The sequence below is a fragment of the Paenibacillus sp. L3-i20 genome (assembly GCF_022180385.2).
In the GTDB taxonomy this organism is placed as follows: domain Bacteria; phylum Bacillota; class Bacilli; order Paenibacillales; family Paenibacillaceae; genus Pristimantibacillus.
Genome location: NZ_BQME02000001.1, coordinates 47,407 through 73,436 on the forward strand (window position 1 = coordinate 47,407; position 26,030 = coordinate 73,436).

The window sequence follows — 26,030 nt, forward strand, 5'->3', positions numbered from 1 at the left end:
TACAAACTCTTTATCATCTCGATTTAATATGCGGTATAGCAACGCCACTCGTCCCAGCATAAACAAGCCCCGAAATAGCATACGGTGCTTGGTGTTTTGTTTCGTATGAGCTTATCGTCTCAATCCCGCCGTTGTCATACACAGGATTCGGAGGAATCGTGACGACCATCGGACCGTTGTAAAGTGTCCCACAGTACGTTGTCTGTGATGCAAATGCTTGGAACGGATAATTTTGAACGGTGTATTGACCAACAACATCAATATTACTCGGATACTCCCAATACCCTCGTTGATTGAGCAGCATGTGAGCGGGAATGATTTTTTCCACTTGCTCCAAGAAGCTCGGATCCTCAATAAATGCTGAATCAAAGTCGAATACGATGCTGTAACTATCCACAGATACTTTTACTGGTCGATGTGTATAGGCTTCTGCTATTAGCTCAAGTGTTTCTGCTGAAAAAGGAATTCGACTGCGAGTTCGAGCAAGCAGCCTGCTACGTCTAGTTTCCAGCGATTCTATTGATGGATCAGAACGTATCTTATACATGATTTCCCTGCGCTTAACCGCTTGCTCGCTGGAAGTCTCGATAAACTGATCGTCAAGGATTTGCTGCACGGAAGTCGATAACCATTCAAACTCAACATCCTCAGCGCTAAGTAGCTCTATAAACTCTCGTATTCCACCATAGAAATTCGGTAGATACTCCTCGATTAATTTAACCGACATGCAACGTCACCGTCCCTAATATCGGGATAGCATCCTGCTCCAACGTCAAATTCGAAGACGAGCCATTAATGGTTGTCCCAGCAGTATCTACTATTCCTGATACAGCTAATATTCGAGTTTCAATTTGGTTAATGCGAACAATGTGCTGACTTATATCCTTCCATGATTGCCGCAAAGTCAGCAGATAGGCAGCGATAGCACTCTGAATTTCCTCCCGAACTTGTCCTACAGTTACACCATTAGCAAGAGTTAATGTAGTCTGAACATTTATGGTAGTGCCTATTGCACCAGTTATCGTTACGTGATGTCCAATAGGTGCGATACCCAATCCCTTGCCTTGACTCCCGATTGGATCGACCTTAGCCTGTACTTCCGATATCAATAATGGGTCAGGTACTGAAAACTCTGCACTAATTAGCGTACATTTAACTGTGCCGCCACCATTCCAGGCAGGAGTCACTTTCACTGCACCAACACCAGCAAGCTCACCTATCTTCGTACGATAATCAGCTGCATTTCCGCCAAAAGCTTGTTCGGCAAGCGAATCAAGATATCGTTCACGAAGCGCCGTATCTGTCTCATCATCTTCGCCGGGTATGACTATCTCAGCAAGCTCAGCACGCTCAAGACCATGCACAAATCCAAGCGGTAACAAATTACCGAAACCTTGATTACCTACACTTCCAGTTGCCTCACTCTCTAGCATATAATGACCATCACTAAGCCGATCAATGACAACATAGGTTAGTGATGCCCCTGAAAACCTACTACCAAGAGGAACATGAACGGTAGTATTATTAGTCCCAAAAAACATTCCTTTACGACGTGCTTTGGTAGCCAACTTACGCCTAATACCAAACTCAGCAGTTCTCCGTTCCAAGTACTCACCGGATGCTGTATCCGCAAATGACAGACTCAAGTTGACTTCTAATTCTCCATACATCTGTGCCAATTCAGCAGCAGCAGGAGCTAGCGCATCATAGATGACACTGCCTTCACGCTTATCCAAATCGTTAGAGATTCTATCAAGCATGCGTTTCAATATGACTTCATACGTATGTGCTTCATACATTCAAATTCACCTCCCGCTCCATATCGAAGCTGCCGAAATCAGTAATCACTGAAAACGTTACATGCATCTGGTCGCCTGTCCCTTCGATAGATAGATTTGCAATACTACGAATGCGCTCATCTTGGAGGAGCGCTTCCTCAATACGCCTTAGTAAATCCGCTCGCACGAAGGATGGACTTTGTCCGAGCAACGATCTTAGTTCAATGCCATAGTCGAAACTATAAGTGGTATGATCATACCTTTCCGTATGCAGTATTTTTATTGCTGCTTGTTGGATCGCTTGGAGATCATCGATTACACCTAGTACCCGACCGTTCTCAAAGTCTATTTTCCATGTGTGTGATGGTTGCTGCTCAACAGCACCCTCTAAAGGCAACTGAGCACCTGTTGGTATCATGTTGCCACCATCCTATCGAGGATTAAATATTTCTGTCCTCCCTGCATGCGCAGCAAAATTAGTTTATCTCCTTTATCGAGACCCTTTCGAACTATGATAGGCTTCTCGTTCAAGGCAGGTTCGGTAACTCTAGCTGCTGAGCCGCTACCACTGCTGTCGGTGTACTTATGAGTATGCTGCAAATCAATTTCGTACTTAGTAAGTGACTCTGGCACAATTAAAAAATCCGCATCGAGTGTAAACCGTTGATCGACGGTTACTTCGAGCGGATCCCATTTAGTTACTACTCCAAACATAATAGTTACTGGAGCTCCTGCCCCAACTGCTGCAGCGGCAGCCTGCTTGATTACTTCGAGCATTATATCACCTTCAATGTCAGAGTCATTTTGTGATCAGCACCATTAAATCGATGCTTAACATCTTCCACCAGCATTGGCTGCTTAATTCCTAACGATCCGATAATGACGTGCAAGTAGGTGCCCGCCCGAATACGAATATCGCCGATTGCTTCTAACTTTAAAGACTTGGTTTCTTTATTCTTCAACTCGGCGAGCTGGGTTAACTTTTCATTTATTTGAGCATCATTCATATTTTCATCTACACTTTCATAAAGCTGCAATAGACCCCATCGAGCAATATTGGCACTATCCTGAGTCTGGTAAATGTCTCTTTTTCCCGTTTTTTTATTGTCCCTGTATAACTTTATTTGGTTAAATGTATCTGACTCAATATCACGTTCGTAGTCATAACCAGTTAATAGGCTCTTATCGCCGATATAAAAGCCAGAAACAAAGTCATTCACTAACCTCAGACTCAGAGCTCCAAAATCATCGAAAAACACGTAATTTTTCTGTGAATTGATAAGTGTATGAGTGAGCGCTTTATCAATGATATCAAGCAGAGTCTGCCCATCTTCAACCATCGATGGTATGAGGTAGCCCGTATCATCAATTCTGCCAATTTTCAATTTGAAATCTTCTGCAATTTTTTTGATGATTGACGAAGCTGTAGTCTCTTTGAAAATATAAGTGTCCTTGACTAGCAGATAACGAATTTGATCATAAGCTTTAATGGTTACAATGTCGTCCTGATTGCTCTTAACAGAGAATATATACCCGTAAAAAACATTTACCCCATCATATTTAACACGAATAATATCTCCGTTATTAATGTCAAATTCCTTAGCCTGATACATGCCATTATGAAGAAGTGTTAGATCAATACTGGCTGGTCTTCCGATTCGAGTCGTTGACCAAGTTAAGCCGCTCGCAATTTCCGAGACGTCCCACATGTTTCCGTTTTTATTATCCATTAAAATTTCAAGCATTCGCTTTACCTCCCGGCACTTTCAACACCATACCAATCCGCAAGCGTTTTAAATCAGCATTGCTAATTCCGTTTGCTTTTTGAAGCTCTGGCCACCGATTTGAGTTACCATACACCTTAGCTGCAACTTTCCACAAATTATCTCCTGCAACTAACGTATAGGTAGTAGGTGTTAGACGCTCATTCGCTCGTTGCTCTTCTTTTATAAGCCCAGTAGACTTATTCGAACTAACAACCTTAACTCGCTGAGCTTTAAAAAAACGATACTCCTTAAGCTTCAGACTTATCATAATATCACCGGGTGCACCTGCAACTTCTTTCCATTCAAAAGATTCAATACTTGCCGGAGTGTTGATCTCAAGGCCCCCACCCGTATAGATAAAGCGAATAGGTTGGAGTGTTTGACGCCACTTTTGGATGTAATCGATGTAATGCTTAGGTTCGTAAACGATGTAATGCTTAGGTTCGTAATCGACTGAAGTATTAACCCATGGTCCAACATGACCCAGAGCAGGAAGAAAGCTGTCAATGACGTATTCAGACAGTCCTGGCGATTTAATCACATTGATTTTCCCTAATCCATAAACCTCGTGCTCATCTCCATCACCACTACCGCTTACACTGATTTCAGGAGGCAATACAGGTAGCTTAATCGCTTCCGTCTGATTATTCCAACTTAACCATATGCCATAATCCGTCATTAGCCGTATACCCCCTGTGCAGACGATGCAATTTGCTCAGTAAGCATACTTTCAATACGAGCAACGATCGTATTAGCATCATCACCGCTTTTGATGTCACCTGTCGTAACAGAAACGGTTGGAGTTAGAGAAACGAAGTTCTGAATATTTTTCATCTCTGCAAGCTCTCGCATCATTTTGAGATCCTCACTGCTAATATCAACCTTTTCGTTTATTTGGCCTACTTCATTTACTTTATTAATATCTGGTGTTTCCCCTAACATCGATTTCCCCGCATCTAGCGGAGAATTTTCGACAAGACTTTTCTTGTCAAACATATTTTTCACCATGTCTACACCTTGGTGAAGATTGTCCCCAAGTAATTTCCCTACTGTTTCACCCGTTTTTTGACCCTTATCGAAGGCAGAACCGGTATCCTTTAGCTCGAAGCGTGTTAGTTTAACAACATCTTCTTTAGATTTTAAGTTGTCCCTTTCATCCTCAAGCTTCTTTAGAACATTTCCAAATCCGCCAGTTATATTGATCTCTGCTCCTGTAATCTTGTTTAGTACGGTTTCGATTCCTTTTGCAAGATTTTGGAGATGACTCATCACATTAATAGCCATATCGAGCATTAACTTCTTCACTGCATATACTGGATCACGCCATAGATTGGCGAAAAACTCCGCAATAGACAAGACGAAATTTGCAAAATAAGCGAACTGATTATAGAGGGATGCAAACATTACGCCAAATATCCCACCTATAATTCCGATTACTTCAGTTGTTGTATCTTGCCATTTGTAAAGGCAATAGATAAGAAATCCAATAGCTGCTCCAATTAATAGAATAGGCCAGTTTGCAACAAGCCAAGCTACTGCAGTAGCTAATATTGGTTGAACCATTAGCCACAACCTAACAATTAGCATTGATAATTGTGAATATAAACGAGGTATCATTGTAGTTGCCCACAACATCAATGCACCGCCTACCATAGCCAAAAAGGGCTCCGCCGCTGTATACAACAGCACAAATATTTCACCAATTCCTATCAACGCATCCACTAGCCCAGTCGCCACCATACCTGCTAGTTCAATACCGCTAATGATACCGTCGATTAGAGCTGTTCCTCCCGGCGAGTTAAGCAATGCGCTGATCTTCTCGAACACCGGACCAAATGCCATCATCGCATTATTGTTAAAACTTACAACGACTTCTTCAAAACTCTTTGGTGCTTTGCTAAACTTTTCGTTAATGTCATCCTTTGCACTAAATAACGCTTTTCTAATCGTATCGGATGTGACCGTGCCGGAAGTGGATTTGTCTGATAATTCTTTTTTGCTCTTGCCGGTAAACTTAACAATGGCGTCCGCAAGCACGGGTGAGCTTTCATTAATCGACTTAAAATCTTCTGCCTGCATTTTACCAGAAGCCATTATTTTGATGATATTCGCCATGCCAGCATCCTGATCAGTAGAGTCTGCACCAGAAATTTTTAACGATTTCTGCATTAGCTCCGTGAAAGCGATTATTTCGTTATTTCCATTAAATTTATCTCCCGCAGTATTTGAGAACTTTGCTACATTTTTTGTCGTAGCTGTATAATCACTGCTTGATCTTTCTGCTGCTGCAAAGATATTTTCCTGCAACCCATTAGTCGTCTCACCTTTGCTCTTATCAGCAATGAATGCAACCTTTGTATGATTGGACATATAAGCATCAGTTTGCTTCATTATCTCTTTAAGGTCTAGAAACCCTAAAATTGCACTGCCAATTGCTGCCCCCACTCCCTTAAGCTTACTAATCCATTTGTCAGTAAGTGAACTGCTGCTATCGAGATTATCGTTTATATCATCTTGATCGCTTTTAATCTGATCTTGTATTTGAAGTGCTCCTTGGACTTCAACATTGACCAAAATACCAATAGATAAGGACTGAAATTTTGAAACAAGTGCATAAACCTGCCTATTAGCTTCAGCCGCATAAACGATAACACGTACAATTGCAGCTACTTGCACGATTGCGGCTACTTTTACAACTACAGCGACCTTCCCAATGATACTAAGATGTGCCAGATTCAGTGGTTTCAACTTAGCAGGTAACGACAGACTGCCCGCTGCCTTCTCCAATTTCTCCTTTAATCCCTTTGCACTGCTTATAGCTGAAGCTGGATTAAGCTTTGTCTTTATAGACACTGATCCCAATCCAGAGCTGATCTGGGATTTCATACTAGATAATGACTTTGTGGCTACTTGCAAAATAGCGGCTACTTTTACTATTATATTGAGTTCAGACAGTTTCAATGGCTTCAACTTAGCAGATATTGATAGGCTGCCAGCCGCCTTCTCCAACTTCTTCCTTAATCCTTTAGCACTACTTATTGCTAAAGCCGCATTAAGCGTTGCTTTGACGGCAACAGATCCTAGTCCAGAACTGATATGTGATTTGACATTAGATAATGACTTTGCAGCTACTTGCACAATCGCGGCTACTTTTATAATTATATTGAGCTCAGCCAGATTCAGTGGTTTCAACTTAACAGGTATTGACAGGTTTCCTGCCGCCTTCTCTAATTTACCCTTTAATCCCTTGGCACTGCTTGTAGCTGAAGATGCATCAAGCGATGCTTTGACAGTAGCAGATCCCAACCCAGAACTAATCTGTGATTTAATGCTAGATAGTGACTGAGTAATCGCAGCTGTATCAAACACGACTTGAATCTTTATGGTAGGGTCGAGATTTGCAATCTGTTTTTTTACGCCATCAATCGCTTCTGTAACACTAGATACGTCTGCTTTCATACTAATTGGCGATTTTAGAACTCGCTTAAAGTTCTCCATGGAACCTTTAGCTTTATTTATTCTATTAATCACTTTCTGCAGTGGATCTACAAATGAATCAAACATGGTTAATGCTGACGCGACGGTAGACATGCGTTCACCTCCCATACTCTGAGTTGAAAAAAAGCGCCCAAAGGGCGCTTTCTCCAATTCCATTACTATTTTCTCTTTCTTTTCTGTTGATCTTTTCGCTCCCGCTCGACACGTGTTTCAATCATTGCATAGATTGCTGCACGCTCTCTCCGCCCCATCTCCATAAGTTCATGAGGCAAAATGTGGAGCTCATGGAGGGCGTAGTAGGCATAATTCGTTGCGCCATCGCCCTCCTCTATTAGTTTTTTACTTCCTGTACCAGCTCGTTCATATCTTGATCAAACCCATTGATTCTCTGTACGTTTTGTACAAGTTCTGCATATTCGCCTGGCAGAAGCATTTTGCGAAGCAATGTCTCTGCTCCCATCACACCATAAGATTTTTGCAACTCAACATTTTTAAGATCGGGATGAACAACACTTGTTGTTACTAATAAGGCCAAATAATCTTCTGTGCTCGTTTCTTGTGTATATTGCCCGTTTCTACCTTTTACTCTGCGAGTAGAGGCTTTACGGCACTCCTCATTCTCACCTTCGGTCATACTACGAATCTTCCATAGTACTGTAGCTCCATCTTTTTTACGAAAACGATTCGACACAGCAATTTCCTCTGTTACTTCTGATGTTACGTTTTGTGCAAAAAATAAACTTAAATCACTCATCGTAATTCCTCCTATTAATTACCCGTTAGCGGGTTAAATTGGCCTGAAACCTCATAGTCTGTAAACGTAAATGGCAATTCTTCTTCCATCATATCGTCTGACGTGGCATCGAATTGTACTGCGCTAACACTATCCAAATTACATCCTTTAAGTACGATCGTTTGCTTACCTGTTCCTGATTGCGGGTCTTCATTAATTACTTCAAGATCAAAATAAAAGTCCCGACCAGTGCTAACGTATTCATACATTAGCTGACGGAACATGGAAGTTACATAATAAACTTTAAGCGTCCCTGTGCCCGTCCAACCAGATGATCGCTTGGCAACATTCGTTTTACCAAGAATAGGAACATCAATTTTATTTTTTTCAATCGTTGCTTCTAACGACTTTGCGTAAAAAAGCTCCTCAATCCTCGTACCCATTTTCACAAAAGCTTTGGCTTGCTTCCCACTAATTGCATCATTTTCATTAAAAAACATAGCATTCACTCCCTTATCCGACCGCAATGGTCATATATAGTTTTTCCATACTGTCTACTGGCTGCACATAAACCTCAGAGATTACCGCATCAATTCCATCGCCTGGTGCTACTTTAATATCTTTCTGCAAATCAAAATTTTGAATAGCCTCGATGTTTTGCAGATTTTTCAAATAAGTAACATATTCACTTTTCAGTAAGTTACGACCGTCATCATTGTTGCTGACTTTACCGAGATAAAAGTCACGGAAAATTCGTCCAAAATCATTATTAATACCGTCCAATACGCGAAGAACACGGTTTTTGGCAAATCCCTTGCCCTTTTGCGGACTGAATGTATGCAATGAATTAATATCCTGTTCAACGACTGCACGACCTGCGACTCCAGTAAATACGAACTCGCCATTTTTGAGAGCTGTTTCAATTTGACTGTTCGTATATTTCGGCGTCACATCTACCGCTCCATCATAAGCATCATACGTCAGAGATTTATTCATAGCGGCACTAGCTGTTGCGCCTGCTACCCACGCCACTGACTGAGCAGCTGTAAGAATCGATCCGTCAGATAAAACGACACCATTTTTGACACTAATGACGCCCTCATAATCTGCTGTTGGGTAGTTCTCCATAACAACCTGAACTTTCTTGCCTTCAGATTCGCGCTGGCGACGGCAGAAGGAAGCAAACACTTCCTTCGTTGCTGCATCTGTTACCATTAGACCGATCGTATTGACGTCTTGTACTTCAACAACTGCTAAATAGTCAAGATAATCTTGAGCGGTTGTAACACCATCTGTTCCACCCACGAGTGGAATACCAGCCGATGCAACTAGCGCACCCGTTCCAGAAAATTCAACCCAGTTATTCCCTTTCAAACCTGCGATATTGACAACGTTTTGCCGATCTACTTCAATACCTTCTAGAATCGTTGACACGTCGAATGTACCCGGTTCATCCACATTTGCGGTGATCTTAACTGCCAAAGCATTACCTCTTACACCGCCATACTTTGCTGATAACGTTATGCCTCCAGCAGTTGCAGTTGCTTTTGTTCCTACATTAAGGCGATACAACAACAATGTCTTAGCCCGCTTCAACACTTCCTTAACCGCTAGCAATTGAGGGGCCGTTAATGGATAACCCAGTTTCTTAGAAGCTTCAGCTTCGGATTCAATCGTTACAATCTGCTTTGAAGCTCCCCAAGAAAGCAATAGTGGCAAACTAACAATACCCCGAGTACCGCCACCATCAGCAGATAGCGACTCACCTTTAAAATTGATATACGAGCCAGGTCTCACCTTATTTTGCATACTCCATACGCCTCCAGCCATCTTACATCACCTTCCTTTTCACAAATTCGTTGATTAATTTTTCTGCTTGTTCAACTGTATACGAGCTATCATCTTTCAGGACTGCATGGAGCACGTCCTTTTTATTCGGAGAAAATTGATTCGAATCAATAATTTGAGACTTCGTAAAAACCGGTACTTCAACTTCTTTTTTAATCATAGATAATGCCCTCCTCTAAATTTTGCGTTTTCATCAATGGAATTGTTGGCGACTTCGCCCAGATGAGTAGTTGAAAATCTACAAAGAAATGCAACACACCGTCTATCAATTCGAATTGCATGCCTATTGCGGGAACTGAACGACCTAATACGTTAATCGTTTGAAGAGCACTTGTAAGATGCTCTGCCATTTGATACATCTCTGCGGCATTCCCTGCCAAACTGATGTACTGTACATCAAATGGAAACTTACGGCGATAGCGGCGACCTAACTCCTGCTGATGGCTTGACCGCAGCAGCTTAATCAAGAAATAGGGTGGATTCAGTTGCTGATTGATCCCCTCACTATGAATAGTAATGTGAGGAAACGCTGCAGCAAGAGCCCCGTGCAGGGCTGACCGTATTTCGTTGATAGTCACTTCATTCATCTCATCTTGCTCCTTACCTCTTAATAATCGTTCCCTTGCTTGACCACTAACCTTTCATAAACTTAGTCATGCAAACATTTACATCACCCTCCAATCGATTTTCCGGTTTAGTCCGGTGAAAATGGAAAGGGCCTCGGAAGTCTCATCCGAAGCCCAAGCTACTGAAAATAAAAAAACATCCTTATTAGATGAAGAATGTCGGTTACTAATAATATTCATTTGCTATTTTCACTTAAGTTGATAAAAAGAAAAGCCGTCCATGATCTGGACGACTTTCGCTCATTTACTATTTGTTTGATACTATCATAATAACACGGAAATTCGAGCCTGTGGTACACACTTGGTATACATTTCAGTATACACTCTGGTACAAGCATCATGAATAACGAATGCACAGCGTTTACTTGTAACTTTCATTTATTGAATCTTTGTGGCTAGAAAAAAGAAAAGCCGTCCATGATCTGGACGACTTTCGCTCATTTACTATTTGTTTGATACTATCATAATAACACGGAAATTCGAGCCTGTGGTACACACTTGGTATACATTTCAGTATACACTCTGGTACAAGCATCATGAATAACGAATGCACAGCGTTTACTTGTAACTTTCATTTATTGAATCTTTGTGGCTAGAAAAAAGAAAAGCCGTCCATGATCTGGACGACTTTCGCTCATTTACTATTTGTTTGACAATATCATAATAACACGGAAATTTGAGCTTGTGGTACACACTTGGTATACATTTCAGTATACACTCTGGTACAAGCATCATGAATAACGAATGCACAGCGTTTACTTGTAACTTTCATTTATTGAATCTTCATGGCTTGAAAAAAGAAAAGCCGCCCATGATCTCTGGACGACTTTCACTCATTTACTATTTGTTTGATACTATCATAATAACACGGAAATTCGAGCCTGTGGTACACACTCCGTATACATTCCAGTATACATGCTGGTATAGCGATTATTTTAACAAGACAATTTAATATACTCGCTGATTGCTTTCGTTCGCCAACGGATATAGGTTTGCTTCACAATCGAAAGTTGATAACAAGTTTCATCAACACTTTTACTTTCTATATATTTCAACCTTAGTAATTTCGAATAATCAGGCTTATACTCTTCAAGCGCTACAAGTACGTTGTCAACCTTTTGCAATTGTTCCTGAAGATCTTGAAGCTCTGATAATCTATCCAATACCATATCAATGTCATCACGAATACCGTATCCGCGAGCTTTAATTACATTATCAATCTTGCCCCGTAGTTCCTTCAATAGCTTGTCATCTTCTACGTCATTTCCTTCTAGCGGAATTGCTTTTAACTGACTCTTAATGCCTGCAGGATATTGCTTAAGGTAAGCATGTGCCACTGTTTCAAGTTTCTGCTCCTTTGCAGACAAATACATATAGCTAGGCATTCCCCGCAAACGACTGTGCAGTTCTTGAAGCTGATCATCTTGATTTAACCTGCTCACTGTAATTCCTGAACCAATATTATATGTACTTAAAACTTGAATACGTGCCTTCAATTGCCGATATTGATTTAACTGATCAATTACTTGTTGCTCGGTCATTGTCGATCCCCGCCTTTTATATTATTAATAATGAATAGATTCGATTGAATAATTAATAGGTATTTACTTTCGGATAATCAAACGCAATTGCGTTCATCACTTCGTTAAATGTATACGCATTTTCGTTCAAAGTCAATAGTATTTTGGAGAATTAAACGCAATGACGTTCAACACTCGCTTTACAGCCAGGTAATTATAATGTAGGATATTTGTGTGTACGAAAAAGCGTGCGCAAATTTATGTTTATGAGGTGTGTACGTTGGATAAAAGAGCAAAGATTCTAGCTGATCTTATTGATAAAAGAGGTAGCAGAAGATCATTTGCAGAGGAAATAGGACTACCACCGACAACATTACAATCCATACTTACGAGAGGAATCGGAAAAGCTGCTGTCGATAATGTTCTAAAAGTCTGCAAAGCCCTCAATATATCTATTGAAGAACTTGAGCAATTAGCAGAAACCAATTGTGAAAATTATGAAATCGGAACGATAGCGGCACACCATGATGGAGAGGATTGGACTGATGAGGAAAGGGAAGAGATCGAAAGTTTCAAACAATTCGTTCGCTCCAGAAAGAAGAAATAACAATTACGAAAATCTTATTTTGGAGGCATGTTCACAAGATGTTATTGTAATTGAAAAAAAGATGCCTGAGCGACTGAAAGGTCTTTACTCAGACAATGTCATCTATATCAATCAATGTATCCAAACGATAACAGAGAAAACATGTATCCTCGCAGAAGAGATTGGACATTATCACACTACAGTAGGCGATATTTTGGATCAAACTGAACTTAACAATCGCAAACAGGAACGACGGGCACGGGAATGGGCTAATCAACACTTGATTCCATTAATGAGAATTATAGAAGCTTGCAACGCCGGCATTGAAGGACGACATAATATCGCAGAATTTTTGGGAGTTACAGAGGATTTCCTACAGCATACGATCGTACACTATCAACGTAAATACGGATTATATGCAGCATATGGACAAACACTCATCTATTTCGAGCCACTGTCAGTGACTGCTCTAATTGAATAATTTGTGAAACCACTAGCCTTAAGGCTTTTATTTTATGCCAAACAACAGAACATACGTTCTTTATTTATAGATTACAGCACATTTAATAATGATACAAAATAAGCCTACCCGAGATATAATCACGGATAGGCTTATTTGCTGATGACTTTAAGAGGATGGGAATAATCCCCTAAATGTAGAACATATAGCTATCTTTCTTGTCTTCCTCTTTGTACACAATCATATTCTCTAGCGTTGTGGAGTCTAATACTTCTGCAATACTGTCACGAATTCGCAGCCACAGATTACGCTTTGCCGGGTCATCTTCTTCTGTAAAATCTACAGGAGAGATTGGCCCTTCCAAAATACGAATAATATCGCCTGACGTAATTTGGGATGGCTCCTTGGATAGAATGTAGCCGCCATAAGCGCCTCTGACACTTTTTACAAGCCCTGCGTTGCGAAGTGGAGCGACTAATTGCTCCAAGTAATGTTCGGAAAGTTGATTTTTCTCTGCTATGCTTTTCAGAGAAATTGGGCCTTCTCCAAATTTCAATGCAAGCTCCATCATAATAGTAAGACCGTAACGGCCTTTTGTTGATATTTTCAAGGTAGCACCTCTCTTTAATTCACTGTATTCCCATTATCCATCTATGTTAACATATTATCCATTCGTCGTGTGCAAAAAGGTTTACTTCTTCATGAAAATCTTCTCACCATATGGTACAATAAAGTCAGTTTCAATCAACTAGGTGGTGGTACAGGTGGAAAAATCAATCGCTGAAACCCGCATTGTCGTTGGGATGTCGGGAGGCGTCGATTCTTCAGTCACTGCTCTGCTTCTAAAGCAGCAGGGATATGATGTAATCGGTATATTTATGAAAAACTGGGATGATACTGACGAGTTCGGTCATTGCACGGCAGAGGAAGACTCTGAAGATGTACGCCGGGTATGCGACCAAATTGGCATTCCTTATTATACCGTTAATTTCGAACGACAGTACTTCGATAAAGTATTCACCTATTTCCTAGATGAATATAAGCGGGGACGGACACCAAATCCGGATGTTATGTGCAACCGTGAGATCAAATTTGGTGATTTCCTAAACAAAGCGCTAGAACTTGACGCTGATTATTTGGCAACAGGACATTACGCACGTGTTGAACGTGATGCTGATGGAACGACAAGACTGTTGCGAGGTATCGATTCGAATAAGGACCAAACGTATTTCCTTAGTGCACTGAATCAGACGCAACTGGCGAAAGCAATGTTTCCAATCGGACATATTCCGAAGCCAGAAGTTCGGAGAATAGCAGAAGAAGCTGGCCTCTATACAGCGAAGAAAAAAGATAGTACAGGTGTTTGCTTCATTGGCGAACGCAACTTCAAAGAATTTCTAAGCGGATACTTGCCCGCACAAACTGGCGATATGATCGATATTCGTACAGGTGAGAAAAAAGCCCGTCACGATGGACTTATGTATTATACGCTTGGCCAGCGGCAAGGACTTGGTATTGGTGGTTCAGGTACAGGATCAGGCGAGCCATGGTTCGTCGCTGATAAGGATTTGGAGCGAAATATTCTCTATGTCGTGCAAGGCGAAAGTCATCATAGTCTCTACTCGGAGAGCCTGATCGCAAGCGGGATGAATTGGATTGTACCACGGGAACAAGGAGAAACCTTCCACTGTGTTGCAAAGTTCCGTTACCGTCAGCCTGATCAAGGCGTTACAGTAACAATCGAACCTGATGGTGGCGCTACTATCGTATTTGATAAGCACCAGAAAGCTGTTACACCTGGACAAGCAGTCGTTCTCTACGATGGGGACGTTTGTCTTGGCGGTGGGACGATTGATGTTGTAAATAAAATTGCCCCTGAGGCATCTCTACCGATCTAACAAGATAAAAGGACTCAATAAGGAAACTTACGTTCCCCATTGAGTCCTTTCTTTTCTACAATTCTCCGTTCAGGTTGTACAATCTCTCTTCTATATGTGATACGTATTCGCGAAATACGCAAATGCTGCATTTCCTCAATTTGAAATTCAAATCCGTTCTCCATATAAATTGGTTCGTTGTATTGCGGCGGGAAGTGCATTCGAGCGTACATCCAGCCACCGATAGTGTCATATTCATCCGTCTCAATTGAAGTCCCAAAGAAGCTATTTATCTCTTCAATTAACATTAGTCCACTAACGGAATATGCTCCATCATCTCGCTTCACAATACTTGTTACATCTGGATCAAATTCATCTTGAATATCGCCTACAATTTCTTCCATAATATCTTCAAGGGTAACTAAACCAGAAGTTCCTCCATATTCGTCTATCAAAATTGCAATTTGTGTCCTTTTTTTCTGCATAAGCTTGAGCAATGTACTAATTGAGATCGACTCCGGAACAGTAGTAATTGGCCTCATCAATATGGAAAGATCATCTGCACTCTGCATCGAATGTTTGAGCAAATCTTTTATATGAACAAAACCAACAATATTGTCTTTATCATTTTCGCAGACGGGATATCTCGTTCTCATATATTGAATGGCAATCGTCTTATTAGCCTGGAGTGAAAGACCTGCACGGAGACAAATCATTTCTGTACGTGGGATCATTATTTCGCGGGCTGTCGTTTCGGTGAAATCGAATATGTTGTCTACTAGCGTAAGCTCAGTCTGATCAATATAACCCCTTTGATGACTTTCTTTCAAAAGATTTCTCAAATCTTCTTCCGTATTGGCAGATTCCTGCTCTCTCACCAATCTCATGCCAACCATCTTCAACATAAAATTTGTCAATGAATCAACCAAACGTATACAGGGTGAAAGTACAGCGTACATCACATACAGCGGTCTTGCTGTAGTTAATACTGTTCTCTCAGCGAGAGCACTCGCAATCGCTTTGGGGACAAGTTCACCTATAATGAGATGAAGCATGGTTATGAAGCCGAATACGAGCAAAAAAGCGGTCACTCGAGTTGCGTCACTGCTCATTATACCTAATGAAATAAACCATGCTTCCAACCATTGTGTGGTTATGCCTGCACCAATCCAGCCTATTCCAAGCGATGCAATCGTAATACCCAACTGACAAATAGAGAGATACCGATCTACTCTGCTCATAATACCTTTTGTGAGTTCCACTCTGTCATCCACTTCTACCGAAATGAGTGCAATCCGATTCATCTTTACTTTTAACATTGCGTATTGCGATGCAACAAAAAAACCATTTACTCCAATCAACAACAGCACGAGCAACACCAATAAACTTAATGGTAACGGTTCACCCAACGCATCCCTGTCAACCGCGTCTAACAAACAGACCATACGACGACAGGAGCACCTCCCTTTGAAAACAAAGCTGGCTAAAAGCTTTGCGTAGTTAATCATATGTATTCATAGTAGCTTAACCTTTATGCGCAGTATAATATGTTTAGAAGCTTTTTCTCATGATGGCTCCATTCAAGGAATGTTCATAACTCTGCTACGAAATGCTCACGGTTAAAGAAGCTACAAGTGAACAAGTTTGTTATAATGCAAGAGATGAATAGCGAAATCGAATGTTCGCAACAGATGAAAGGTGGCATTTTATAATGATGAAACGAATTGTATTTATGCTTTTAACGTTGATTCTTCTTATCCCTGGAGCAGCTATGGCTCATTCCAAGCTAGAATCAGCAGTCCCAGCCAAAGATTCTACAGTAGAGGTATCTCCAACTACAATTGAGATGAGCTTCGACACAAAAATTGAATCACTCAGCAACTTTAAATTGCTTAATGCTGCTGGTGATCAGATCAAAACTAGTAAAGCAGAAGTGAACGGCTCTAGTATGAAGGGCTCCCTAACAGACACGCTTGAAAATGGAACGTACACAATTAAATGGACAATTATTGGAGCAGATGGTCATTCAGTAGATGGTGATTATTCCTTTACGGTAAATGCACCTGCTACAGCTGAGCCGTCTCCGGATGCAACAACTAGTACAGAACCAAGTGCTACTCCATCACCTTCACCAACTGTAGCACCAGAGCCAACAAAGGCACCTGTTGATTCTACGGAAGAGAAGGGTTCAAACTTTAGTTCAATCCTTATTGTCGCAGGTATCATCTTTGTCGCTGCTGCAATTGTTATGCTGCTACGGAGGCGCAAATAATGATTTACCTCTCTGAAGGATTATTGTACATTTGCTTTGCCATTCTAATAGGAGCATTGCTGCTCCGGCTTGTGCCGGAGCATGTGCGGCCCACTGTTCATGTGCCGAATACTTTGCTACTCGCATGTGCAATTGCAATTCCGATATTATCCTTCGTTCCAATTCACCAGTTAGCTCAACTATTCGCAAAAAACTTTGAACTAGCTTATATTGATATGCTAAAAAGCATATTGCTTGACGTTAACTCGGGAAAAGCTTGGATATGGACTTTAGTCGGCTCAAGCGGACTCGTTGTTCTACTTGGTCTCAAATCGTTCCGCAACGACAAGCACATGCCGAAGGTAGCTTTATTTGTTACCTTTCTGCTAATTGTATGGTTAGGTTATGCAAGCCATGCTTCTGCGTTAAGCTCACTCAAAGGACTAGTCGTTCATACGGCACATTTCTTAGCATTCAGCGTATGGATCGGCATATTATTTGTCGTTAGTTGGTTTTCAAAGGATGAACGGAACTGGCCCGCTTTCCTAAACTGGTTTTCCCCGGTTGCAATTGGTGCGGTAATTGTTACTTTACTTGCAGGCTTTACTTTAATGACTTTTACAACACCTCAATACGTTAATGCTTGGATGATTCCATATGGGCAAATGTTGCTCATTAAACATGTACTCATCTTGCCTTTGCTCTTATTTGCCTATACAAACGGGTTCGGCTATAAGCGAACGGCAAAGCTGAATAGTGGATTTAATCCTAAGAGATGGCTGAAGGTAGAAAGTGTTATTGCTCTTCTTGTACTGGGTGCGACCGCTATATTAGGGCAACAAGCACCGCCGCATAAGATTCAGGAAACGCTGCAAACTGTCTCTCCTTCACCACTTTTCACGGCCATATACAAAGGATCATTTAGCCCTGATATGTTATTACAATTTACTTTGCATATGGAAAGTGTTTTAATGTTTGTCGCTGCACTACTTATGATTGCCGGCGTTATTTGGACCCACAAATCAAATCGACTTATTCCTTCTTTTATAATGGGGATGTTATCAGCAGTATTTGTTTATTTCGGCCTCATGTTTTCCATTGCATAAGAAGTGATATCAAACTTACAAATGATTGTCGTTTCAAAAAACCCATCCTCTTCACATATAAATGTGGAGTTGATGGGTTTTTGATATTCTATCAGATTATTCTTTATTTAGCTGCAAGCTCGCTTTCTGACACCCATTTGTGATTGGTCACTTTCTCCCCGCCTGTTGTTGGCGTGTAATCAACCATATAGATTGTCGTTTGTTCGGCAGTATCAATAATCGCAACTGCATCTTTCATTCCAGGCATATGGTCAGCGTCTATCACAACTTCTGCTCCTGGTTTATACGGCTCATTGCTTCCACTTTTGATTTCTTCGTGGATAATCCACTTATGATTCGTTACACGATCCCCGCCTGTAGTAGGTGTATATGAAATAGCATAAACAGTAGTAGCATATGCTCCTACGATCGTCGCTTCTGCCCCATTCATTCCATGCATATGATCTGATTTTATCGTTGCTTTACTGCCGACTGGGTATAGTGGATTTTTTGCTGCTTCAAGAGTTTCCGGAACTTCACCAGAGCTGGAATGTGATCCGTGATCCATTCCACCCATGTTGCCTTCAACTTTTTCTCCATTAGATTCTTTACCGCAACCACTCAATACTAATGCAGCTGCTATACCAAAAATAATTATCTTTTTTTTCATCAATTATCCACTCCATTTTGTTGTATGTACTTTCTCCGTGCATTTATTATAGAATCGTATGCATCAATACCTCACTGCTCAAACAGCTAATAAACAAGCCGATATTAAGACTCCATACAATGATAGAAACCGATACCGATCGCGGCTGAAATACCGAAAATCGTATTTCTTCATCAGGCTCAAGTATTTGCTGAATGCGGTAATTGTTAGTAGCTTCTGTAAATCCACTAACAAAATAGGAGGATCTCTCTTTTACATTTAGTTTTGCCAATTTTAAAATTGCAAACCCCAAGGGTTCGCTAGACTTCATCATTTCTATAGCAAATCGATCTGCTAATAACTCCACCTTAGTGTGATAATAAGCCGTCAACCTTTTCATTAACGGTACAAAAAAAACAAACTCCCCGAACAAATCAACGATTACCTTCTTCAAAGGATCACGCATATTTACATGATGATATTCATGCAGCAAAATCGACTCAAGTTCTTGCTTAGTGAAATGCTGGATCACTTGTGAAGAGATGATAATGATCGGGCTAAAAAAACCAATCGTTAATGCGACGAAGCTTGGTTCGTTAATGACGACAACCCTATTTCCGTACAATGAAAATTGTTTGTTAATAGTCGTTGTTAATACATTATCCCTACATGATAACAGCCGATGTTTGAATTGGATCGTACGATAAACACGTAAACTGAATGCTGGTATTACTTTCAGAAGAAGCATAACAAAAGCAACGGTGATGCTTGTCCCGATTATGGATTGCTGGCTTGTCATATTACTCATTGTGAGCCAAGGCAGAGATAAGTTTGTAAAGTGATGCAAAAAAAAGATAACCATTTGAAAAATAATAAACAGACCGCACATAGAGACAACTGCAAAAGCCGCTATCATTCCGATAGATGGTTTTATTTTTGTTTTCATTTTTGTCTACGTTCCCTCGCTTCATTCAGCTTCTTCTCAAGCTGCTCAAGCAATGATGGTTCGATGTCTTCGATAGCTTCTACAAATTGTGAAACAGCAATGTTACCAAACTCTTGGATTAACCCAGTAGCAACTGCTTTTGTTTGCTCTTCCAAAAACAGTTCTTTTGTTTGTATCGGCTCAAACAAGCCATTCCTAGCTTTTACTTCTTTGCGCAAATGACCTTTTTCAACTAAACGGTTCATGACCGTCATAACCGTGTTAAACGCAACTGACTTTTCCGGCTCTAATCGCGCTTGCACTTCCTTAATCGTGAGCGGCTTAGAATTCCAAAGAACATTCATAATTTTTGCTTCTAATGCCCCAAAAAACTGTGTTAAACCTTCTCCATCAGCCTTGTAATTACTCATTCTTTCTCCTCCACCTCCATTTCACTACATATTGTAGTGAAATGGAGGTGGAATGTCAAATTTAGCTTTTTTCCATTTTTTAATCACAAAAAAAACGCCTTATAAAAAGACGCTGTTTGTTTGATACCACTATTGATCTTCATTACTAATCTATTATTGGCTAACATGATATAAAACATGCTTATAGAGAGGGCTACCCTTCTCAACTTTAGGATGGTTGAATTCATTTACAAACTTCATACCGATTTTTTGCATCACTTTTTTGGAGGGAGTATTAATATCAGCTGTGAAGCTATAAATATCTTTAAAACCTAATTCACCAAATCCATACTGCAAACAGGCTGCCGCTCCTTCTGTCGCATACCCTTTTCCCCAAGCATCCCGCTTCAATCGCCAAGCAATTTCTATGCAAGGTGTAAAATCAGCCGCAAATATTGCCTTATGAAATCCTATAAACCCGATATACTCTTTGTTTTCCTTCACTTCCACCGCATACAACCCAAATCCACTGTCTTTGAACTCCGACATAATGGATTGATAAAATGTTTCAGTTTCCTCGATAGACAACGTTTTTGGAAAATAAGTCATAACTTCTTCATCTGCATTTAGTTGACTAAATGGCTCTAAATCTCGTTGTTCCCAGTCACGTAATTGCAATCTCGCCGTTTCTATATAAATCATTGCACACCTCCGAATAAAGAATTTGGGAACAAACTTCACTTCAAGCGTCGCTGTTGATTTTGTTTTATTTTATCCTCCATACCTTGATCGGAAGCTTTATAAAATACTGCCTTAGCAAGTGGATCAGGCAAATATTGCTGCTTCACATAGTGGTTAGGAAAGTCATGTGGATATTGATATCCACCATGTCCAAGCTCTGCTGCACCTTTGTAATGTGTATCGCGAAGATGGAGCGGCACTTCTGCATTTCCGCTTCTTTCGATAGCCGACATGACATTGCCGATTGCAACGGCTGTTGCGTTGGACTTCGGACTCTCAACTGCAAATAAAATCGCTTGTGCAATGTTGTATTTGGCTTCAGGCCAACCGATTTTATGATAAGCATCCATCGCTGTCACAGCTTGCACCATTGCTTGTGGATTTGCCAATCCAATATCCTCACTGCAAGCAACGATCAGCCTTCTTAGGAAAGTCATTGGGTCCATCCCAAGTCTTTCTACTGCATACAAAAACCAATACAACGCCGCATCGCTTGAACCTCTCACACTTTTATGAAATGCTGACAGCACATCATATTGTGTAGACAGATCGGCCCGAATGGATGGCTTTCGAACAGATTCTTGTGCCACTTCTAATGTAATTCTCACAGAACCATCCGGTTCGGAAGGTGTTGTAACTGCTGCAAGCTCAAGCGCATTTAAAGAACGCCTAATATCTCCGCCAGACATGGCTGCAATATGTTCAAGCGCTTCTTCCTCCACATGCAGCGTCATAAATCCAAGGCCGCGCTCACGATCCGCAATTGCTCTATTCATAGCGTCAAGCGAATGCTTCTCTTCTAATGCTTCTAGTTGAAATAAAGTGGAGCGGGACAAGAGAGCGCCATTCACATGATGGAACGGATTTTCCGTTGTAGCGCCGATAAATATTATAATTCCTTGCTCAACAGCTGGAAGCAATGCATCTTGACGGGAGGTGTTAAAGCGATGTACTTCATCGAGAAATAAAATCGTCTTTTTCCCGTATAAAGTTTTGTTGCTCCGGGCCCGGTCTATTACTTCCCGAACATCCTTAACCGAAGCCTCAACCGCATTGAGCTTGACGAAATCCCCTTCCGTCTTCATCGAAATGATATGAGCAAGCGTCGTCTTCCCACAACCTGGAGGACCATATAGCAAAATGGACGATACTTGGTCCCCTTCAATCGCCCGTCTAAGCAGCTTGCCTTGACCTACAATATGTTCTTGTCCTATATATTCATCGAGCGTCTGCGGGCGCATACGATCCGCCAGCAGGCGCGCTCGAGGCAATTCCTCTTCCTGATAAGTAAACAGATCCATGCCAGCGCTCAATCCTTTTATGATGGTATACCATGATCATAGCATACAAGCACAAATGTTCGCCACATTCATCCGTCTTCAGAGGACATTCGCTTTTCTTCTATCACTTCTATGAATGATGAGTTTCCTTCGTCTCCTATACTTCGCCCCAATAGAGTTCAGTCACATATTCGAATGCAACTACACCGCCGCTTTGCGTATCCTTAAATATATTGCTTAACTCAGCAATCATCGGCTCGTGATCGGGATGGCCTGCTGCTGGAGTATAAGAGGAAGACAACAATCTTCCCTTCAGCGCAGCTTCGTCCAGCTGTTGATCGTATGAGAATTGATTTAGTTTAAGACTATCATTTGAAAAATAAGGTCTTAACGTCTCGATCGTAATATTTTTGTGGGATACTTTCTCATAATCCGTTCCATAAGTTCTAAGCAGCTGCTCATATCGCTCAAGAAACGGTGAACCGGTTAGTTTCCGTGAGTTCCAGATCAAAACGACTTTTCCATTCGGATTAAGAATGCGTTGAAATTCTGTTCTAGCCCCATCACGATCAAACCAGTGATAGGCTTGTGCGCATACGATGAAATCAACTGATTGAGACGGTAACCCGGTATGTTCACCAGCACCATTCACTTGACGATAGCGTGCTTCCCCTTTCAACGATGCAGTCGCTGCTTCAGCCATCGCTTTATTGGGCTCGACTCCAATCACTTCACTGCCTCTCTCCAATAGCAGCTTTGAGAATTTACCTGTACCTGCTCCGAGATCTGCAATTACACTGTCCGCTTTGAAACCAACTTCCTCATACAAAAAATCTAGCGCTTCTTTCGGATAAGTAGGGCGGTATTTCACATAGTCATCCACTCGGTTAGAAAATATTTCTTTGCTATTCATTAGCCTTCAACTCCCTCTATATTCAGTTCAACTAGCTCTAGAAACTCCATTCGATTTCCGAACGGATCATTCAAGAAAAATCTATAATACCCTTCTTCTTTTCTATGCTCATCTTCAATGATTGTCATGCCTTGACCGAGTAAATGATTTTTTAGCAAATGTAAGTTGCGAACAGCAAATGCAGGATGAGCTTTGCGCGCGGCATGAAAATCTTGCTGAACACCAATATGAACTTCATGGCTTCCACAAACAAACCAATTTTTGTATATTAGAGAAAGAGTAAGTGCACTTTTGTATGTTAGAGATAAAGCAACTGCATTTTTGTGTGTTAGAGATTGAGCAACCACACTTCCCTTTGTTTCATTAGATGAAACAAAGTTTCATATTTAAGAATATATTACTCCTTTTTCAAATGTAATACAATACCAAATTGTCGTTCGTAAACGTACATATGGATCAAAACAAAATAACCCGTGAAATAAGTAGCTCTTGTCAGAGTACTCATCTCGCGGGTTGCGTTTCATTATAGAATCTTAGTTTTCAGTATTGATTATAATCGACATCCCTCTAACGAATCCAGATGGCGTTATTGATTTGAGACAAACTAGCGTATTTCGAGCTGCTCGCGAACATAAGAGTCTTTTTAAGCGGAACGTTTTGCAAATGAACTTCCACTCGGACCAATAGAGTATCCATGTTCACGAAGCCCATGTTGAATCGATATGTTCAGATAACGGAAGCTATGTCCTTTAAAATAAGTCCACAATAAATCAAGTACTGATCATCATATTGATTTTTAAGCATTCTTCAATTATTTCAGCATCTCTACATATTCGCCATACACATAAGCAACGTTTCCATTATAAGTTACTTTCACCCAGCCGTGTTCAGTTCCTAACACTTCAAAAACAGTGCCTTTCGGAACGGCAGTGTAAATCTTCGCTTTTGCAGAACCTTCAGCACGAACATTCAAAAAGTATGCTGTTACTTTAGCTTCCTTCTTAACGACCGGTTTTACCGTTGGTTTTGTTTCTGGTTTTGTTTCTGGTTTAGGTTGTGGCTTAGGCTCTGGCTTCACTTCTGGCTTAGGCTCTGGTTTTGGCTCTTTAGCTGCTTTAATTGCAGCATTAAGCTTTTGATAAAACTCACCTTTAGTTTTGATGCCGGCAAATAATTCCTGTTTCACATTTGCTTTTTGTGACAATGCAGTGATTTCTTCCTTCGTTACCTCATCCAAAATGTTAATGGAAGCTATATTCGTAAATTTGCCATCTTCCGTTTTAGGAACTTCCAATACGCCAGAATTAATTAGCTCGACTACATCTTTACGTGCAGGCGAAGTCGTATTGACACCTGTAATTTTCCAGTTGTTTTGAATAACAGGCTCGTATACACCCTTTTTCACATCTTTCAAATAAGCAATCGCACGATTACGAATTGTTCCATCCATTTCGCCAAATGCGCTAGCATCCTTTGAAGACCAAACTTGCTCGAATTTCCGTCCTTCAAGCGCTCCACCTTTTGCTTTTAGTGCATCCATTCGATAAGCATTCATACCCAATTTGATTACGTCATCAGATTTGATAGATGTACCATCCATTTTACGCAAGTTTGTAATTCGGCTGCCATTAGGCTTCGTTAGGTCTATTTCATATTTGACGCCGCCAAAAAAGTCATTAGTACTATATTTGGAAGCACGACGTGTTTTATCAAAACTAACGGTTACGTCGCCAGGTCTTGTTGAGTTAAAGTACCCAACCGCCCATTCCATATAATCTTTTAAATCTTTACCTGTTACTTCGTAAACAGTCACTTCACCAAGTGCGAATTGATAGTTGTAAGCAATATCCTTTTTCTTAATTGGACCTACATCCAATCTCGCCTTATCATTATCAATCTGGTGAGCCACTACATCTGCTTTACTATAATAGAGCATAACCTCGTGGAAAAAATCTGATAACGGAGTTTCCTGAATTTGCACCGCAGGAATGCCGTCAATCTCATTTTTAGGTACTAGGTTCGTTTCTTTAAGCTGAGCAACTACGATATTGGCATCAGCTCTAGCAAAATCATGATACGGTTGCAACGTAGTTTCCAAAGCCGCATCTGATGTAGCAAACGTTCCATCTTCAGCTTTAACAGGCATTGCCGCTGCTTTTTTGTCCTTCAGAACAAATTTATCGCCTTGTTTCGTAAATGTGAGGTCAATACGAGAAACGTGCGTTCCGTATTTATCCGGCTCTACGATTAAAACCCCGTTTACCGTTTCCCCTTTAATCAGTTTGTGCATATGACCAGCGAATATAGCAGCTAGCTCTGGGTTAGCTTTAGCTATATCAGCTACACCTGTGCCTGGAATACCATTTTCATTTTCCAGCCCCATATGCATTAGACCTACCATTACGTCTACTTTGCCTTCTAATTCTTTGATCGCTTTTTTCGTTTCTTCAACTGGATTTTTGAATACGAGACCATCCAAATGGTCAGTGCCCTTTTCAAATTCAGTTGTCATTGGTGTATCCATTCCGATAATACCAACCTTTATTCCAGCTTTTTCGATAATCGTATAAGCCGGCAAGAAGCGATCTCCATTGTCTTTATAAATGTTGCCCGCAAGCATCTGGCCTTTATATTGGGAAGTCACCTTTTTGAATACATCAAGTCCAAAATTGAATTCATGATTACCCATAACCCATGCATCATAATTCATTTCATTCATTGCAACCATCATTGGAGACTTCGGCTGATCATTAAATAACTCAGCGGAATTCCCTTGAATCATATCTCCTGCATCCAATAAAATCGTATTCGGATTTTCTTTGCGTACATTTTTAACAATCGTAAACAATTGCGTTAAGCTTCCGCTTGGATTGGCACCATCCAGTGCATAATCCCATGGCATAAATCGTCCATGAATATCCGACGTACCTAAAATGGAAATCTGGGTGTCCTCGTTAACGGATTCTGCCGCTTTCACAGATGCAGGGACATAGGTGACAACGCTTCCAAAAAACATTAAAGCTGCAATGACCAAACTTACTGTTTTCTTAACTTTCATGATGACTCTCCTTCGGCGTGTTGGAT

General features: G+C 40.8%; 29 protein-coding genes. 5 read left to right on the forward strand and 24 right to left on the reverse strand.

Going from position 1 to position 26,030, the window contains the following annotated elements; genetic code table 11:
- Positions 1–13: 13 nt before the first annotated feature.
- The 13 genes from MFF31_RS00240 to MFF31_RS00300 all read right to left on the reverse strand — a co-directional run bounded on the left by MFF31_RS00240 (position 14) and on the right by MFF31_RS00300 (position 11,790).
- Entirely contained in the window at positions 14–727 is a 714-nt protein-coding gene (locus tag MFF31_RS00240; RefSeq protein WP_238186179.1) for a putative phage tail protein, read from the reverse strand.
- Positions 717–1,799: a baseplate J/gp47 family protein gene (locus MFF31_RS00245; RefSeq protein ID WP_238186180.1), complete on the reverse strand. Its 1,083-nt coding sequence runs from the start codon at positions 1,797–1,799 to the stop codon at positions 717–719. Before MFF31_RS00245 ends, MFF31_RS00240 begins: the two co-directional genes overlap by 11 nt.
- Complete coding sequence (locus MFF31_RS00250; RefSeq protein WP_238186181.1) at positions 1,792–2,196, reverse strand: DUF2634 domain-containing protein; 405 nt, start codon at positions 2,194–2,196, stop codon at positions 1,792–1,794. Before MFF31_RS00250 ends, MFF31_RS00245 begins: the two co-directional genes overlap by 8 nt.
- Positions 2,193–2,555 (reverse strand): DUF2577 domain-containing protein, encoded by a 363-nt coding sequence (locus MFF31_RS00255; RefSeq protein WP_238186182.1) that lies wholly within the window; start codon positions 2,553–2,555, stop codon positions 2,193–2,195. The genes MFF31_RS00250 and MFF31_RS00255 overlap by 4 nt, the downstream gene beginning before the upstream one ends.
- Positions 2,555–3,523 (reverse strand): XkdQ/YqbQ family protein, encoded by a 969-nt coding sequence (locus tag MFF31_RS00260; RefSeq protein ID WP_238186183.1) that lies wholly within the window; start codon positions 3,521–3,523, stop codon positions 2,555–2,557. Before MFF31_RS00260 ends, MFF31_RS00255 begins: the two co-directional genes overlap by 1 nt.
- Positions 3,516–4,223 (reverse strand): LysM peptidoglycan-binding domain-containing protein, encoded by a 708-nt coding sequence (locus MFF31_RS00265; protein ID WP_238186184.1) that lies wholly within the window; start codon positions 4,221–4,223, stop codon positions 3,516–3,518. Before MFF31_RS00265 ends, MFF31_RS00260 begins: the two co-directional genes overlap by 8 nt.
- The gene (locus MFF31_RS00270) at positions 4,223–7,135 is read right to left on the reverse strand and encodes a tape measure protein (protein WP_238186185.1); all 2,913 of its coding nucleotides are present in this window, start codon (positions 7,133–7,135) and stop codon (positions 4,223–4,225) included. The genes MFF31_RS00265 and MFF31_RS00270 overlap by 1 nt, the downstream gene beginning before the upstream one ends.
- A 238-nt stretch (positions 7,136–7,373) precedes the next feature.
- A complete protein-coding gene (locus tag MFF31_RS00275; RefSeq protein ID WP_238186186.1) occupies positions 7,374–7,796 on the reverse strand; it encodes a phage tail assembly chaperone in 423 nt (140 codons plus the stop codon).
- 14 nt (positions 7,797–7,810) lie between these two features.
- A complete protein-coding gene (locus MFF31_RS00280) occupies positions 7,811–8,275 on the reverse strand; it encodes a phage tail tube protein (RefSeq protein ID WP_238186187.1) in 465 nt (154 codons plus the stop codon).
- Positions 8,276–8,288: 13 nt separating this feature from the next.
- A complete protein-coding gene (locus MFF31_RS00285) occupies positions 8,289–9,605 on the reverse strand; it encodes a phage tail sheath family protein (protein ID WP_238186188.1) in 1,317 nt (438 codons plus the stop codon).
- A gap of 1 nt (position 9,606) precedes the next feature.
- Positions 9,607–9,783 carry a YqzN/YkzM domain-containing protein gene (locus tag MFF31_RS00290; RefSeq protein ID WP_238186189.1) on the reverse strand — a complete coding sequence of 59 codons (177 nt, stop codon included), beginning with the start codon at positions 9,781–9,783 and terminating at the stop codon, positions 9,607–9,609.
- The gene (locus MFF31_RS00295; RefSeq protein ID WP_238186190.1) at positions 9,776–10,210 is read right to left on the reverse strand and encodes a phage tail terminator family protein; all 435 of its coding nucleotides are present in this window, start codon (positions 10,208–10,210) and stop codon (positions 9,776–9,778) included. The genes MFF31_RS00290 and MFF31_RS00295 overlap by 8 nt, the downstream gene beginning before the upstream one ends.
- Before the next feature lie 974 nt (positions 10,211–11,184).
- On the reverse strand, positions 11,185–11,790 hold the full coding sequence (locus MFF31_RS00300; protein WP_238186191.1) for a DUF1492 domain-containing protein: 606 nt from the start codon (positions 11,788–11,790) through the stop codon (positions 11,185–11,187).
- A gap of 259 nt (positions 11,791–12,049) precedes the next feature.
- Here MFF31_RS00300 and MFF31_RS00305 point away from each other — a divergent pair, with 259 nt between their 5' ends.
- Positions 12,050–12,376, forward strand: a complete 327-nt coding sequence (locus MFF31_RS00305; RefSeq protein WP_238186192.1) for a helix-turn-helix domain-containing protein — start codon at positions 12,050–12,052, stop codon at positions 12,374–12,376.
- The gene (locus MFF31_RS00310) at positions 12,315–12,836 is read left to right on the forward strand and encodes an ImmA/IrrE family metallo-endopeptidase (protein WP_238186193.1); all 522 of its coding nucleotides are present in this window, start codon (positions 12,315–12,317) and stop codon (positions 12,834–12,836) included. Before MFF31_RS00305 ends, MFF31_RS00310 begins: the two co-directional genes overlap by 62 nt.
- A 169-nt stretch (positions 12,837–13,005) precedes the next feature.
- Here MFF31_RS00310 and cymR read toward each other — a convergent pair whose 3' ends face one another.
- The gene (gene cymR / locus MFF31_RS00315) at positions 13,006–13,425 is read right to left on the reverse strand and encodes a cysteine metabolism transcriptional regulator CymR (RefSeq protein WP_238186194.1); all 420 of its coding nucleotides are present in this window, start codon (positions 13,423–13,425) and stop codon (positions 13,006–13,008) included.
- A 154-nt stretch (positions 13,426–13,579) separates the two neighbouring features.
- Between cymR and mnmA the strand changes: the two genes are divergently transcribed.
- Positions 13,580–14,713: a tRNA 2-thiouridine(34) synthase MnmA gene (mnmA, locus tag MFF31_RS00320; RefSeq protein ID WP_282570401.1), complete on the forward strand. Its 1,134-nt coding sequence runs from the start codon at positions 13,580–13,582 to the stop codon at positions 14,711–14,713.
- Between the two features lie 14 nt (positions 14,714–14,727).
- Here mnmA and MFF31_RS00325 read toward each other — a convergent pair whose 3' ends face one another.
- Positions 14,728–16,128: a hemolysin family protein gene (locus tag MFF31_RS00325; protein WP_248565367.1), complete on the reverse strand. Its 1,401-nt coding sequence runs from the start codon at positions 16,126–16,128 to the stop codon at positions 14,728–14,730.
- A 275-nt stretch (positions 16,129–16,403) separates the two neighbouring features.
- On the opposite strand from MFF31_RS00325, the gene MFF31_RS00330 reads away from it, so the two are divergent.
- Positions 16,404–16,964 (forward strand): copper resistance CopC family protein, encoded by a 561-nt coding sequence (locus MFF31_RS00330; RefSeq protein WP_238186196.1) that lies wholly within the window; start codon positions 16,404–16,406, stop codon positions 16,962–16,964.
- Positions 16,964–18,049, forward strand: a complete 1,086-nt coding sequence (locus MFF31_RS00335; protein WP_238186197.1) for a copper resistance D family protein — start codon at positions 16,964–16,966, stop codon at positions 18,047–18,049. The genes MFF31_RS00330 and MFF31_RS00335 overlap by 1 nt, the downstream gene beginning before the upstream one ends.
- 103 nt (positions 18,050–18,152) lie before the next feature.
- On the opposite strand, the gene MFF31_RS00340 is transcribed toward MFF31_RS00335, so the two are convergent.
- The 9 genes from MFF31_RS00340 to MFF31_RS00380 all read right to left on the reverse strand — a co-directional run bounded on the left by MFF31_RS00340 (position 18,153) and on the right by MFF31_RS00380 (position 25,962).
- Positions 18,153–18,698 (reverse strand): YdhK family protein, encoded by a 546-nt coding sequence (locus tag MFF31_RS00340; RefSeq protein ID WP_238186198.1) that lies wholly within the window; start codon positions 18,696–18,698, stop codon positions 18,153–18,155.
- Positions 18,699–18,744: 46 nt separating this feature from the next.
- Positions 18,745–19,623, reverse strand: coding sequence for a M56 family metallopeptidase (locus tag MFF31_RS00345; protein WP_238186199.1), 879 nt, complete (start codon positions 19,621–19,623; stop codon positions 18,745–18,747).
- Positions 19,620–20,033, reverse strand: coding sequence for a BlaI/MecI/CopY family transcriptional regulator (locus tag MFF31_RS00350; protein WP_238186200.1), 414 nt, complete (start codon positions 20,031–20,033; stop codon positions 19,620–19,622). Before MFF31_RS00350 ends, MFF31_RS00345 begins: the two co-directional genes overlap by 4 nt.
- Positions 20,034–20,186: 153 nt before the next feature.
- Entirely contained in the window at positions 20,187–20,714 is a 528-nt protein-coding gene (locus MFF31_RS00355) for a GNAT family N-acetyltransferase (RefSeq protein ID WP_238186201.1), read from the reverse strand.
- A gap of 35 nt (positions 20,715–20,749) precedes the next feature.
- Positions 20,750–22,054: a replication-associated recombination protein A gene (locus MFF31_RS00360; RefSeq protein ID WP_238186202.1), complete on the reverse strand. Its 1,305-nt coding sequence runs from the start codon at positions 22,052–22,054 to the stop codon at positions 20,750–20,752.
- Between the two features lie 136 nt (positions 22,055–22,190).
- Positions 22,191–22,946: a class I SAM-dependent methyltransferase gene (locus MFF31_RS00365; protein WP_238186203.1), complete on the reverse strand. Its 756-nt coding sequence runs from the start codon at positions 22,944–22,946 to the stop codon at positions 22,191–22,193.
- A complete protein-coding gene (locus tag MFF31_RS00370) occupies positions 22,946–23,293 on the reverse strand; it encodes a VOC family protein (protein ID WP_238186204.1) in 348 nt (115 codons plus the stop codon). The genes MFF31_RS00365 and MFF31_RS00370 overlap by 1 nt, the downstream gene beginning before the upstream one ends.
- A gap of 220 nt (positions 23,294–23,513) precedes the next feature.
- Positions 23,514–23,657: a hypothetical protein gene (locus MFF31_RS00375; RefSeq protein ID WP_248565368.1), complete on the reverse strand. Its 144-nt coding sequence runs from the start codon at positions 23,655–23,657 to the stop codon at positions 23,514–23,516.
- Between the two features lie 100 nt (positions 23,658–23,757).
- Positions 23,758–25,962 carry a 5'-nucleotidase C-terminal domain-containing protein gene (locus MFF31_RS00380; RefSeq protein WP_375541291.1) on the reverse strand — a complete coding sequence of 735 codons (2,205 nt, stop codon included), beginning with the start codon at positions 25,960–25,962 and terminating at the stop codon, positions 23,758–23,760.
- Positions 25,963–26,030: the final 68 nt, after the last annotated feature.